This window comes from Bacillus sp. FDAARGOS_1420 (assembly GCF_019344915.1).
Lineage (GTDB): Bacteria > Bacillota > Bacilli > Bacillales > Bacillaceae_G > Bacillus_A > Bacillus_A mycoides.
On sequence record NZ_JAHWJB010000001.1, the window covers coordinates 1,721,756 to 1,735,246 of the forward strand.

At 36.8% G+C, this 13,491-nt stretch carries 14 protein-coding genes, 1 pseudogene and 1 riboswitch; of the genes and pseudogenes, 7 read left to right on the forward strand and 8 right to left on the reverse strand.

Annotated features, from left to right (window positions below; genetic code table 11):
- The first annotated feature begins 23 nt into the window (after positions 1–23).
- Positions 24–1,241, forward strand: a complete 1,218-nt coding sequence (locus tag I6L50_RS09160; RefSeq protein WP_219301163.1) for an ATP-binding protein — start codon at positions 24–26, stop codon at positions 1,239–1,241.
- Positions 1,242–1,813: 572 nt separating this feature from the next.
- Here I6L50_RS09160 and I6L50_RS35995 read toward each other — a convergent pair.
- Together I6L50_RS35995 and I6L50_RS09170 are read right to left on the reverse strand one after the other, a co-directional pair.
- Positions 1,814–2,818: a hypothetical protein gene (locus tag I6L50_RS35995; RefSeq protein WP_483861633.1), complete on the reverse strand. Its 1,005-nt coding sequence runs from the start codon at positions 2,816–2,818 to the stop codon at positions 1,814–1,816.
- A 138-nt stretch (positions 2,819–2,956) separates the two neighbouring features.
- Positions 2,957–3,178: pseudogene (locus I6L50_RS09170) on the reverse strand (Nif3-like dinuclear metal center hexameric protein); the annotation flags it as partial.
- Positions 3,179–3,634: 456 nt separating this feature from the next.
- Here I6L50_RS09170 and I6L50_RS09175 point away from each other — a divergent pair.
- Both I6L50_RS09175 and I6L50_RS09180 read left to right on the forward strand, forming a co-directional pair.
- Positions 3,635–3,958 (forward strand): iron-sulfur cluster biosynthesis family protein, encoded by a 324-nt coding sequence (locus tag I6L50_RS09175; RefSeq protein WP_219301165.1) that lies wholly within the window; start codon positions 3,635–3,637, stop codon positions 3,956–3,958.
- A 113-nt stretch (positions 3,959–4,071) separates the two neighbouring features.
- Positions 4,072–4,977, forward strand: coding sequence for a DMT family transporter (locus tag I6L50_RS09180; RefSeq protein WP_113938151.1), 906 nt, complete (start codon positions 4,072–4,074; stop codon positions 4,975–4,977).
- Positions 4,978–5,005: 28 nt separating this feature from the next.
- Here I6L50_RS09180 and I6L50_RS09185 read toward each other — a convergent pair whose 3' ends face one another.
- The gene (locus I6L50_RS09185; protein WP_002015710.1) at positions 5,006–5,227 is read right to left on the reverse strand and encodes a hypothetical protein; all 222 of its coding nucleotides are present in this window, start codon (positions 5,225–5,227) and stop codon (positions 5,006–5,008) included.
- A gap of 289 nt (positions 5,228–5,516) precedes the next feature.
- Here I6L50_RS09185 and I6L50_RS09190 point away from each other — a divergent pair, with 289 nt between their 5' ends.
- Positions 5,517–5,900 carry an ATP synthase subunit I gene (locus I6L50_RS09190; RefSeq protein ID WP_002089121.1) on the forward strand — a complete coding sequence of 128 codons (384 nt, stop codon included), beginning with the start codon at positions 5,517–5,519 and terminating at the stop codon, positions 5,898–5,900.
- 454 nt (positions 5,901–6,354) lie between these two features.
- Here the strand turns inward: I6L50_RS09190 and I6L50_RS09195 are convergent, their stop codons facing one another.
- Together I6L50_RS09195 and pckA are read right to left on the reverse strand one after the other, a co-directional pair.
- The gene (locus I6L50_RS09195) at positions 6,355–6,552 is read right to left on the reverse strand and encodes a hypothetical protein (RefSeq protein WP_002089120.1); all 198 of its coding nucleotides are present in this window, start codon (positions 6,550–6,552) and stop codon (positions 6,355–6,357) included.
- A 296-nt stretch (positions 6,553–6,848) separates the two neighbouring features.
- On the reverse strand, positions 6,849–8,435 hold the full coding sequence (gene pckA / locus I6L50_RS09200; protein ID WP_002089118.1) for a phosphoenolpyruvate carboxykinase (ATP): 1,587 nt from the start codon (positions 8,433–8,435) through the stop codon (positions 6,849–6,851).
- A gap of 228 nt (positions 8,436–8,663) precedes the next feature.
- A riboswitch (SAM riboswitch) is annotated at positions 8,664–8,785 on the forward strand.
- Positions 8,786–8,954: 169 nt separating this feature from the next.
- Between pckA and metK the strand changes: the two genes are divergently transcribed.
- The gene (gene metK / locus I6L50_RS09205) at positions 8,955–10,154 is read left to right on the forward strand and encodes a methionine adenosyltransferase (RefSeq protein WP_002112417.1); all 1,200 of its coding nucleotides are present in this window, start codon (positions 8,955–8,957) and stop codon (positions 10,152–10,154) included.
- Positions 10,155–10,344: 190 nt separating this feature from the next.
- Here metK and I6L50_RS09210 read toward each other — a convergent pair whose 3' ends face one another.
- Both I6L50_RS09210 and I6L50_RS09215 read right to left on the reverse strand, forming a co-directional pair.
- Entirely contained in the window at positions 10,345–10,527 is a 183-nt protein-coding gene (locus I6L50_RS09210) for a hypothetical protein (protein WP_002067721.1), read from the reverse strand.
- 6 nt (positions 10,528–10,533) lie between these two features.
- Positions 10,534–10,713 carry a hypothetical protein gene (locus I6L50_RS09215; RefSeq protein WP_219301166.1) on the reverse strand — a complete coding sequence of 60 codons (180 nt, stop codon included), beginning with the start codon at positions 10,711–10,713 and terminating at the stop codon, positions 10,534–10,536.
- Between the two features lie 235 nt (positions 10,714–10,948).
- Between I6L50_RS09215 and I6L50_RS09220 the strand changes: the two genes are divergently transcribed.
- Together I6L50_RS09220 and I6L50_RS09225 are read left to right on the forward strand one after the other, a co-directional pair.
- Entirely contained in the window at positions 10,949–11,458 is a 510-nt protein-coding gene (locus tag I6L50_RS09220) for a MogA/MoaB family molybdenum cofactor biosynthesis protein (RefSeq protein ID WP_002015669.1), read from the forward strand.
- Positions 11,455–12,057: a molybdenum cofactor guanylyltransferase gene (locus tag I6L50_RS09225; RefSeq protein WP_219301167.1), complete on the forward strand. Its 603-nt coding sequence runs from the start codon at positions 11,455–11,457 to the stop codon at positions 12,055–12,057. Before I6L50_RS09220 ends, I6L50_RS09225 begins: the two co-directional genes overlap by 4 nt.
- Before the next feature lie 282 nt (positions 12,058–12,339).
- Here I6L50_RS09225 and I6L50_RS09230 read toward each other — a convergent pair whose 3' ends face one another.
- Positions 12,340–13,482: a glycosyltransferase family 4 protein gene (locus I6L50_RS09230; RefSeq protein WP_219301168.1), complete on the reverse strand. Its 1,143-nt coding sequence runs from the start codon at positions 13,480–13,482 to the stop codon at positions 12,340–12,342.
- Between the last annotated feature and the right edge of the window lie 9 nt (positions 13,483–13,491).

The following is a 13,491-nucleotide window of genomic DNA, read 5'->3' on the forward strand; positions in this document are numbered from 1 at the left end:
GGTGTTGTTAAAGGAGTTATCATATGGAAAAAGGCAATATATTTGAAAAAGAAGAGATAAAGGCATTAATAATATTTTTAAGCTTATTCTTCGTTATATTTTTTGCGTATGATTTTGCTGAAAAAGCTATTGTCCTTTTATCAGATAAAAATCAAAAACTAGCAGATGCTTTTGGAGAAGGATTGGGTTTATGGCTATATAGTTTGATGGTTGGATTATTCTTTATAGGACTTTATTTTATGAAATGGAAAAATCCGTATATTGTGAAGTATATTATTTTAATTGGCTATAATATATTGGATTTTATTAATAACTTCATTATTTATTACGGAAGTGATGCGGAATTTGATGGCGGGAATATAGTAGAAGGATTCTTTATTTTATTTGCACCGATATTTGTGAATAAGAGGTACTTTTGGTTAGTCGCCGGAACTATTGTTGGGAAATATGCACTTATGGGATTCGTTGTTCAATCCTTTATTGTTCTTATCCCAATAGCATTATATAGCGTGTTTGTTATTATATGTTGGATTATATTTTTAAGATTCCAATCTTACGTTCGTACACTTGAAATGATGGATAAAGAAATACGAAATGTAGAAAAATTAGCAATGGTTGGAAAAATGGCGACAGTAATTGGCGATAAGATTAGAAGACCGTTAGAAAAATTGAAAAAACTTGTGAATAAGCAAGCGAAAAAATATCCAGAAGATAAAATTTATAGTGAAATTATGAGACAGGAAGTAGAGCGAATTCATACAATTGCTACAGAACTAAATGGGTTTGAGAAATCTAAATCGGTAGAATCTGAAACGCATAATATTAAAGAAATCATCTCTTATGTTATCAGGGTTATGGAAAAGCCAGCTTTAGAACAAGGGATAAAAATGCATGCTATTTATAGTAAAGATATACCTTCAATTACATGTGATGAAAAACGATTGAAACAAGTATTTTTTAATTTAATAAAAAATGCGATTGAAGCAATGTCAGTTGGCGGAACTATTACTGTAAAAGTTATAGTGGAAGATGTGATCATTGTTCAAATTATAGATGAGGGATGCGGCATTCCGAAAGATAAAATTCCGAAGCTAAATGAAGCCTTTTACACAACGAAAGAAACTGGAACAGGCTTAGGATTAGTAGTTACGGAAAAAATTATTAAAGATCACCACGGTAAATTGAACTTTGAAAGTGAAGTTGGAGTTGGAACGACTGTTGAGATTATGTTGCCGATTTAATGATAGTGTAAGAGATAAATAGAAAACATCACTTAATCAAAAGTGATGTTTTTTAATTTATCTTGCGTTAAGATCCAATTGGTTCAACCAATAATCAGTAGGGAAGGGATCCCCCTACTGATTAAAGCTTTTTCTATAGAGTACAGTTTAAATAGAGGTAATTAGAAAAATAGAGTATATAGCACTGTCAGTAATCCCAGGGCTAATATAAAGGCATAATGCGTCTCCTCTTGAAACTGGATTTCCAGTTGTTGTACTAGTCCAAATAACAGTGGCAGGTCCTGGTAAAGGGGTAGGGTCATACACTTGAACTAGCTGTGCTCCAACGTCTGAAGGAGTAATAGTAAATGTGATTGTTCCAGTGATTTTAGCCGTAGTGGTAAAAGTAATAGTAGATATAACGTGATCAGAGGTAGGGGCGGAAAGGTTTGTTGGGACATTAGTGCAGATTTGAATTGTATAAACTTCTATAGGCAAATTATTTACATTTATAGATGCAGAAAAACCAGCTATATTTCCAGATCCAGCAATTACATAAGGAATAATATTGGAATCAACTGCTGGAGCACCTGCTATACGTTGAAACTCAGCGTTAGTTCCTTGGAAAAGGATGCTTTTTGCTGAACTGCTACCGGTGTGCCCAGTGATTCCGGTAGGTCCAGTAATACCAGTGGTCCAATGCTGCCAGTAGGCCCGGTGTTTCCGGTAGAACCAGTAGAACCAGTAGAACCAGTAGAACCAGTAGAACCAGTAGAACCAGTAGAACCAGTAGAACCAGTAGAACCAGTAGAACCAGTAGAACCAGTAGAACCAGTAGAACCAGTAGAACCAGTAGAACCAGTAGAACCAGTAGAACCAGTAGAACCAGTAGAACCAGTAGAACCAGTAGAACCAGTAGAACCAGTAGAACCAGTAGAACCAGTAGAACCAGTAGAACCAGTAGAACCAGTAGAACCAGTAGAACCAGTAGAACCAGTAGAACCAGTAGAACCAGTAGAACCAGTAGAACCAGTAGAACCAGTAGAACCAGTAGAACCAGTAGAACCAGTAGAACCAGTAGAACCAGTAGAACCAGTAGAACCAGTAGAACCAGTAGAACCAGTAGAACCAGTAGAACCAGTAGAACCAGTAGAACCAGTAGAACCAGTAGAACCAGTAGCTCCAGTAGAACCAGTAGCTCCAGTAGCCCCGGTAGGTCCGGTAGAGCCAGTAGCCCCGGTAGAGCCAGTAGCCCCGGTAGGTCCGGTAGCCCCGGTAGAGCCAGTAGGTCCGGTAGAGCCAGTAGCCCCGGTAGAACCAATAGATCCGGTAGGACCACCTTCTACCAATAAGATATAATCTTGAGACACATTCGGAAATCCTTGAGGTGCATCTTTTTTTACAACATAGCCGCTACTCGTGTAAGTGACAACTTGTCCCGTTTTATAGTTAGGAGCGGCTGCTAGACTAAAAGCGGTAGTACTTTGCAAACCGGACCCGGCATTGCCAGTAGGTCCAGTAGCGCCAGTAGGTCCAGTACTGCCGATAGAACCGCTGTTGCGTCTACCGTCACAACTAAAGCAATTGCGTTGGTACATATATTATCTCCTTTCTATATTTTTGAAAATATAGTTTTAAAAGTAGAACTACTATATATATATTGTAGATTCTATATTTTTGTGTGGTCGATCGTATTGTGTATATAGATTTTAAAAATAGGGGAGGTGTTATTAGTTTTATAACCACCAGGTCTCCTGCGGAATCAAAGTAACATCTACATCAAAATTCTCTTTAAACCAATCATACATCAATGTCTCTTTCACTAAATATTCAGAGGCAGAGTGTGACACACCGATGAGTGACATATTTGTTTCTTTCGCATAATCCATAATGAGTGAGTATTTATGCCTACCATAATCATTGTCGATATGGCAATGGATTTCTCCTGTAATAAATGATTAAGTTATTGTTCTATTTCTTTTAAGGCTGGCATGTTTGGTAATCCTCCTTAAGATAGTTCTTACTTTGTTAGTTGTTTTTATTTTTTTATGGAAAAATAAGAAGCGGATAGGAAACAAATAAAACCTAGAATCCAGCCAATAGAAGGAGAATAGGGAAGTATATGTTGTAATATCATTCCGCTAGAAATAAAAAAGCTACCTAATAGACATAAGAAAATGAGATATCGCTGTAGTTTGAACATCAGTGATACAACCTCCTTTATCACGCATTAACTGCCCGTAAAAGCCTGATTGGCGTGGGCTAATAATCAGAGGGGGATGGATACCTCCCTGATTAAAGTTTCACTTTATCACATATATTTTATAGTAGTCTTAATTTTCTGCATATAAGATTCAAGAAAAATGGTGGTACAATATATAAATGATACGAGAAGAGAGGATGTAGGTTAACACATGTACGTTACTGTAACAGAGGCAGCATATAAAAAGATTATGGATACGATTCCAAGTGAAACGAAATATATAAAGTTATTTTATGATAATGAAGGTTGCGGTTGTGTTATGAGCGGGATTATTGATTTAGTAGCCGTTTCAGAGAAAGATGAGCGCGATGTAGATATCGAATCAAGCATACTAAACTTTATTGCAGATCGCACAAAGCTTGTATTTATGGATGATAAATTAACAGTTGATTGGCATGAAGTTGGAGGGACTTTCCAGCTGAAGAGCCCAAGCCAGTTTTATAATCCGAATATGAAGTTACATGTTCGAGTATAATGAAGAGAGAAGGAGTATATAATATGCTCCTTTTTCTTATGGATTTTTTCACATAATGAAATGTACATATAGTTGAATTTTCTGTATAATTCTCTTTGCGGAGGGGGTTGCGCATGAGAAGATGGGGAATTGAATTATTAATTTTAAGTGTCGTTATTATTTGGGGGATTAACTATACGATTGCGAAATATGGACTTTTAGAATTTACAGCAATTGAGTTTACTGCAGTTCGAATGATGACAGCAGCACCACTACTGTTATTACTTACGTTCTTTATCGAAAAGTCACTTTATATGGAGCGAAAAGATATACCAAGATTAATCATCGTTAGCGTTGTAGGTATTGTACTGTATCAAACGTTATTTATGGAAACTGTAAAATACACATCCGCTACAAATGCTTCTTTACTCATATCTATTTCACCTATTTTTACAACTTTATTTGCGATTTTCTTGAAACAAGAAAAATTCTCCTCTCGAAAGTTAGTTGGTTCCATGATTGCCTTTATTGGTGCTACCTTAGTTTTAGTAGCGGGGCATTCACTCGCTAGTTCTTTCTACGGAAATGGGATTGGACTTATTACATCAATATGTTGGGGACTTTATCCCGTTTTAGCAGGGCCGCTTATTAAAAAATACTCAGCATTACGTGTTACTGCATGGTCGACATTAGTTGGAGCGATTCCGCTTTTATTGTTAAGTGGTCCACATGTATTTGTCATGCCATTTCACATTACACACGGAATGACACTATTTGCTTTACTATATTCTGTTTTCTTTGTAACAGTATTCGGTTTAGTCATGTGGTATGTTGGTGTTCAAAAAATTGGTGCGTCACATACGATGGTATATATGTATATTACGCCGCTTGTAGCTGTTTTATTTGCAGCTGTATGGGCAAATGAATATGTATCGTTTCAACAAATAATCGGTGGAATCATCATTTTCTTCGGTTTATGGTTTGTGAAATCAGAGAAAGTAGAAGCTAATTCTATCGTGCAAGAACCTATATCAAAATAGGAAAACAGATCACCTATGATCTGCTTTCCTATTTTTTTATTTTTGGTAAAAATACGAGGAATAAAATGGCAGTAATAAGTGGGATTAAATTAAGAAAAGGAATACGGAAGAGTGTAATAAGAATAATACCTGGAAGAAGAACACCGAGGACAGCATAGAAAATACTATGTTTTTTCATGTACCAATATAATGAAAGTCCAATAAGTGCAGGAACAATGAGATGAATGAGAGCCATTAAAAAATAAATCATTAGACGCCCCCTTTATTTATGTGCTTATTACATCATATCCGTATGTTCATAGATTGATATCAATTTTTTCATAATTGGACGAAAATGTTTTGAAAAACGTCACATTTATGAGGGATTCTATATTAGAAATCTTGTATAATATTATTTCCTAAAAGCATTTTAAAAACATAAACAGTATGTTTATGTTTTTAAAATTTGAGTGAAATGAATTTTTAGTAGTATGGACTCGAAAGAAATGAGTTATATAGCTTTGGTTAGATAGATAAAAACTATTGAAGGGGAGTACAATATGATTAGTATGTCATTAAGGTCGTTTAAAATTCAATCGTATTATCTACTAGGTATTCTGTTATTAGGCTGGATGTTAACACCGTTTTCAGCACATTTTCTAGGTGCAGGAATTGGACTTATTGTAAGCATGTATTGTGTTTGGATTTTAGGAAGGCGTATCGAAAAGCTTGGAGATAGTATAGTAAAGAAGACGAAAGCGCCGACGCTTGGTATGTTTAATCGCTTTGCAGCTGCAATTTTGGGTGCTATTATTATGTACGAAATTGAGCATCATATGGTAATGTGGGCATTTGCAGTAGGTATTCTGGGTGGTTATTTCTTAATCGTTATTAATTTAGGTTATTATAGTATGAAGGATGAAGAAGAATTAACAAAGGGTTAAAAGAGCTAAAAGAGCCTCTTTTTAGATGGAATAGAGGATCCAGCGACGGATAGAAGCGGTTAGGGCCTTTTTTAGCCACATGCGGTGTGAAACCAGAAGGAGCAAGTGAGCGAGAGATCTCTTTATATTTTCAAAGCCTTGATTTGTATGTGTGAAAATCCGAGTATATCAATTGAAAATTAGGTTTGGAGTTTTTTTAGATGGAATAGAGGATCTGGCGGTGGATAGAAGCGGTCAGATCCTTTTTTAGTCCCATGCGGTGTGAAACCAGAAGGATGTAGTGAGTGGGGAATAGTTTATATGTTCGAAGCCGTGGTTTGTATAAATGAAAATCTGGTTATTTAAATTGAAAATTGGCTTACTCTGGAATAAGGGATCCGGTGGTGGATAGTACAACAGGAAGCGTAACTTTGTATAAAATATAGGTTTCCGCTTCCAATAAGTTAATATGAAATCACTTAGTAGTATGACTCTTAGGTTCTTTAAAAAAGTTGGATACAATACAACAAACTATTCCGGTAATTAGAATAATGTATTTTATCGTTTCACTTGTATGCTCAAATAAATTAACGTTAAGCATCACAAGTCCCCAAAACATTTGAATCGCTCCATAACTGAATAAAATTTTTCCTGTACGAGAAAAATTTTTCATGGGCCTCACCCTTTCCTTTATATGTAAATTGTATCATAGGAAACTACAAATGAATGATTATAAAATGAATTTTCTGTAAGTTTACGGGTATTGATATGCAATAGATGAAGGGATTAAAGTTTCACTTTATATAAGATATAGAAAGAAGCTTACGTTTTTAACGTAAGCTTCTTTTTTATGTAAGTGTGTGTAACCGTTAAGCCGCATTGGGTTTTGTCGGTGAGTACGCGGAACTTTACGGTTACACGACACTTATTCATATGAGTAAAAGGGTTATTCCAACAGAAAATTTGTAATTAAGCGATTGGACCGCCTAAGTTAATAATAGCTTCAGAAACGCTATCGAATTTTTTGAAGTTTTCTTTAAATTCGTTTGCAAGCTCAATTGCTTTCGCTTTGTAAGCATCTTTATCAGCCCAAGTTTGTTCAGGCATTAATACTTCATCAGGTACACCTGGAACATGACGAGGTACTTCAAGGCCAAAGATGTCGTGTTTTGCAGTTTCAGCTTTAGCAAGTTCACCGCTTAGTGCTGCTTGAATCATTGCACGAGTGTAACCTAAGTTCATACGTTTACCAACGCCGTATTCGCCACCAGTCCAGCCAGTGTTTACTAAGAATACTTTCGCATCATGTTTCTCGATTTTTTCACCAAGCATTTCAGCATAACGAGATGCATCAAGCGGTAAGAACGGTGAACCGAAGCAAGTAGAGAATGTAGCTTGCGGAGATGTAACACCGCGCTCTGTTCCTGCTAGCTTACTAGTGTAACCGCTTAAGAAATGGTACATAGCTTGCTCTTTTGATAACTTACTGATTGGAGGCAATACGCCAGATGCATCAGCAGTTAAGAAAATAATTGTATTTGGATGTCCTGCAACACTTGGCAGTACGATATTGTCAATCGCATGCATAGGGTATGCAGCACGTGTATTTTCTGTTAAAGTAGTATCGTTATAGTCAGCGATGCGTGTTTGACCATCAATGACAACGTTTTCTAAAACTGAACCAAATTTGATTGCATCGAAGATTTGTGGTTCTTTCTCATGAGAAAGGTTTACACATTTTGCATAGCAACCGCCTTCAATATTGAATACGCCGTTATCAGACCAACCGTGCTCATCGTCACCGATTAATTTACGGTTTGGATCAGCAGATAATGTTGTTTTGCCTGTTCCAGATAAACCGAAGAATAGTGCTACGTCGCCTTCTTCGCCTACGTTTGAAGAGCAGTGCATAGAAAGAATGTCTTGTTCAGGTAGTAAGAAGTTCATAATAGAGAAGATTGATTTTTTCATTTCTCCAGCATATTCTGTACCACCGATTAGTACGATACGTTTTTCGAATGAAACCATAATGAATGCTTCAGAATTTGTACCGTCAATTGCTGGATCTGCTTTGAAGTTTGGTGCAGAAACAATTGTGAACTCTGATTCGTGAGTTGCTAATTCTTCTTCATTTGGACGAATAAACAATTGATGTACGAACAAATTATGCCATGCATATTCGTTAACAACTTGAATTGGTAGGCGATAGTTGCGATCAGCGCCAGCAAATCCTTTGAAGATGAATAACTCTTCTTTTTCTTTTAAGTATTCTAAAACTTTTATATATAATTTATTAAAATGTTCTTCAGAGATCGGTTGGTTCACGGCTCCCCAAGCAATTTTGTCAGCAACCGATGCTTCCTTCACAATAAATTTATCTTTAGGAGAACGTCCTGTGTATTTTCCTGTTGAAGCAGAAACGGCACCAGTAGAAGTTAATTTCCCTTCGTTTCGCATTAATACTTTTTCCACTAATTGCGGAACACTTAATTGAATCTGTGCATTGCTTCCGTTCAATAATTCATGTAAACCAATTTGGACATTCACAGTACTCATATTTATATACCATCCTTTTCATTTAATGAAATATTTCTCGTAATCCCCATCAATAGTATAACACAATTATATAAATAATGTATACTATTTATTTATTTTTGTTTGTGTGAATGTATCATTTCCCTATTAATATTTCATTATATGGGTATTGAGAAAAACTTTCAGGAAAATGTGAATATTAATTGACAAATGAATATCATTTCTTTAGTATAGGTTGGGACGGATACTCTCTTATCCCGAGCTGGCGGAGGGACAGGCCCGATGAAGCCCAGCAACCTCACTTGTAGTGGTAAATACAGGTGAATAGGTGCTAAAACCTGTGCGAGGCTAACGGTCTCGAACGATAAGAGCAAAGGGCAAAAAGCAGTATGCAAGTAGCAAATTAAACCTTTCCTCTATGTTAAGTAGGAAAGGTTTTTCTGTATGCTTGTGTGGGAGAATAAATGTATGTCGCAGTTTGTGGCAAATTAAGGATGAGTTCCGTACAATATATACAATTACTGTAGGGAGGTTTACCACATGACAAAAAAACGTCATCTGTTCACATCTGAGTCTGTAACTGAAGGACATCCAGATAAAATTTGTGACCAAATTTCTGATTCAATTTTAGATGCGATCTTAGCAAAGGACGCAAATGCACGTGTAGCTTGTGAAACAACTGTAACAACTGGTTTAGTATTGGTAGCGGGGGAAATTACGACTTCTACTTACGTAGATATTCCAAAAATCGTTCGTGAAACAATTCAAGGCATTGGTTACACACGCGCAAAATACGGATTCGATGCAGAAACTTGTGCAGTTTTAACATCTATCGATGAGCAATCTGCTGACATCGCTATGGGTGTTGACCAAGCACTAGAAGCACGCGAAGGTCTAATGACTGACGCTGAGATTGAGGCAATTGGTGCGGGAGACCAAGGTTTAATGTTTGGCTTCGCATGTAATGAAACACAAGAATTAATGCCACTTCCAATCTCGCTTGCTCACAAATTAGCTCGCCGTTTAACTGAAGTACGTAAAGATGACACATTATCATACTTACGTCCGGATGGAAAAACGCAAGTTACAGTTGAGTATGATGAAAATGGTAAACCTGTACGTGTAGATACAATCGTAATTTCTACACAGCATCATCCAGATGTTACGTGGGAAGAAATCGATCGCGATTTAAAAGAGCATGTAATTAAAGCTGTAGTTCCAGCAGAATTAATGGATGGAGAAACGAAATTCTTCATTAACCCAACTGGCCGCTTCGTAATTGGTGGACCACAAGGTGATGCTGGTTTAACAGGACGTAAAATTATCGTTGATACTTACGGTGGATACGCTCGCCATGGCGGTGGTGCATTCTCTGGTAAAGATGCAACAAAAGTTGACCGCTCTGCAGCATATGCAGCTCGTTATGTTGCGAAAAATATCGTAGCAGCTGGTCTTGCTGACAAAGCAGAAGTACAACTTGCATACGCAATCGGCGTAGCGCAACCAGTATCAATTTCAGTTGATACATTTGGCACTGGTAAAGTATCTGAAGACGTACTAGTAGAACTAGTTCGTAACAACTTCGATCTTCGCCCAGCTGGTATTATTAAAATGCTAGACTTACGTCGCCCAATTTACAAACAAACAGCAGCTTACGGCCACTTCGGACGTACTGATGTAGATCTTACATGGGAACGTACAGACAAAGCAGCTACTTTAAAAGAGCAAGCTGGTCTATAATATATGAAAAAAAAGCTTTGCGCGTGTCGCAAAGCTTTTTTTATTTGGTTTTATCCCGCATTAACGGGCAGTAAGCCTCCCACCTCAAAATTCGGCTGTAAAGCAAAAAAGTTAGGTAGGAGGCTAACTGCTCGTAAAAGCCCGATTGGTTCAACTAATAATCAGTGGGGAAGAACAAAATCCCCACTGATTAAAGTTTCACTTTATTTACTACTTGAATGCAAGAACTACAATAAACTTCCCCGTCTAGCTCAATATACTTCTTCATATTTGTCATACCACTTGCCGGAAATGGCATATGAATCCACGCTTTTTCATACGTTTGTATTTCCTTTTCACATGATTTACAAAGGATTGGTTTCTTACGGAACATAGACGGTCACCCTTTCAGTTGGCGTGCTTTTCCTGCGCAAAAAGCACTGCTCAGTAAAAATAGCGTTGCGAATAGAATACTCACTAATGTAGCGTATGGAATCGCGCCTTTTAAGGAAAAGCCGACAGTGATGGAAGCAACAAATAAGAGAATGAATGTTGTTGTTAATTTTTTGTATAGTTCCATAGTGAGTGAACCTCCAAATTATTTTGTAATTTAAAATGAAATCTACTATGTAGAAAATATAAGGGGATTTAAAGAGTTAATGGTGTGTAGTCCAGGCGTATAAGAAAGTATATTTTCCTTTTTGTGGTCGTATATACTTATATTGTATCACGGTGCATCATTGGCTTCATACATAATTGTGTAAAGATATGTATGATAAAATGAAGAAAAGTCTTTAGGAAAGGAAAGATGAAAAATGAGTGTAACTGAACATAAAAAACAAGCTCCAAAAGAAGTGCGCTGCAAGATTGTAACGATTTCCGATACACGTACGGAAGAGACGGATAAGAGTGGTCAATTGTTACATGCATTATTAATAGAAGCAGGACATAAAGTGACCTCTTATGAAATTGTGAAAGATGATAAAGAGAGTATTCAGCAGGCTGTTTTAGCTGGTTATCATAGGGAAGATGTTGATGTCGTGTTAACGAATGGCGGAACTGGTATTACGAAACGTGATGTAACGATTGAGGCAGTGTCAGTGTTATTAGATAAAGAAATTGTTGGATTTGGTGAGTTGTTCCGTATGATAAGTTACTTAGAAGATATCGGAAGTAGCGCAATGTTAAGTAGAGCGATCGGTGGTACAATTGGACGCAAAGTTGTCTTTTCCATGCCAGGGTCTAGCGGGGCAGTTCGCCTTGCGATGAATAAATTAATTTTACCGGAATTAGGTCATATTACATTTGAGCTGCATCGCCAATGAGTAAGTATGCTGGAATTGTATTGGCAGGCGGTATGTCGAGTCGATTTGGTGAGCCGAAAGCGTTAGCGAGCTGGCAAGGGAGTACTTTTATAGAGCATATTTTGAAAGTGATGACAACTGCGTTACAAGAAGTTGTAGTCATTAGTCATTCTGATATAAAAGAGCGAGTAGAGCAACTTGTACAAGTTCCTGTTATAGAAGATATTCCGCATTATAAAGGAAATGGACCACTTGCTGGAATTGTATCAGGAATGGAATATATAGAAGCAGATTGGTACGCTATTATGCCTTGCGATGCGCCAAATGTTTCGCATGAATGGTTTACCATTTTACTAGAGCAAACGAGCAATGAATATGATGCGATTGTGCCTATAATTGAAGGAAGAAAACAACCGTTACTTGCAGCATATCATAAACGTGTAAAAGGTAAAATTGATAAACTGCTTCAGGAAGAAAAAAGAAGTATGGGCCAGCTTTTATCACAATGTAATGTGAAATATATTGCTGGTGAAGATGTACAAGCGAATGTAGATTGGTTTATAAATGTGAATACGAAAGCAGAATACGTACAGGCTCAAAAAGACCTTTCAAATGAATGAAAGGTTTTTTGATATACAGAAATTGGGGAACAATTGCTGTATAAAGGTATGTGAGTAAGTTGACTTTAATGGGATTTCTTAAAATCACCATACAGTAAAAAATACTGTATAACCATATATTAATTTTTATGGGTTTTTATTACAAGTCTGTTTAGTTATGTATCTTTTTGTTATAATGAATATAGGAATAAAATGATATTTCACCTTATGTATCATTTATTAAACTAAAATTTATAACTGTGTAATAAACTCCCTTCGTTTTTTGGAAGGGAGTTTTTCTGTTTAAGCGAGTAATTCTGATGCAGTGTGCTGAAGGACTTCTGCATATTGGTCAAGTAAGCCACGAAAGATCTCATCCCAGCTTTTTGATTTAGCATAAGACGAAGCAGCTATACCCATTTGCATAAGTTGATCTTCATTTTGCAATAAAGAATTGATGGAGGATAGAAAGGAATCTGTATCTTTTGGTGGACAAAGAATTCCCGTTTTTCCATCTGTAATAATATTTTTAACCCCGCCACTATTTGCTCCGATGACAGGTGTACCGCATGCGAGTGACTCCAGTACGACGTTCCCAAATGTTTCAGTAGTAGATGGAAATACCATTAGATCGGAGGAAGCGTAGACTTCAGCTAAATCCGCGCCCTGTAAATATCCAGTAAAAGTCACATTTGTTTTTGGAACATTTTCATGCAGGTCCTTTGCGAGAGGACCATCTCCAGCGATGAGCCAATGAATATCGTCACGTTCTTTGTTTGTCGTTTGAATAAGTGTTTGAAGAGTATCGATATCTTTTTCAGGAGCAAGGCGCCCGACGTAGGAAAGAATATATTTCGCTGTAATATTATATTTTTTTCGGAATAGGTCTTTATTGTAAGTTGGATGAAAAAGAGTACAATCTACACCACGTCCCCAAATATAGAGCTGTTGAAATCCTTTTTTCTTTAATTGATGTAATGTTTCAGGAGAAGGAACAAAGTTTTTTTGCATATGACTATGAAACCACCTTAAATAGTTCCATAGCATATTGGAGAGAAATTCGATTTTGTAATAGCGTAAATAGGCGTCAAAATCAGTATGATAAGAACCGACAACTGGGATATTTAACTTTTTGGCATAATATAACCCACAAAGTCCCATATTGAAAGGCGTAGCGATGTGAATGATATCAGGTTTAAAGGCAAGAAGTTCCCGCTTAATGCGCGGAGTAGGAAAGGCAAAGCGACATTCTGGATATAATATTGTTAACGGGATACTTCTCATTTTGTTCACATTCGCTACGAAATTATCTTCTGCCGTATGCTGAGGGGCGAAAACAGAATAGGCGATATTTTCTTTTTGAAAATATTTAGTTAAACGTTCCAAAGTTTTCGCCACACCGTTGACTTGTGGTGTAAATGTATCGGTAAATATGGCGACTCTCATCATATCGCT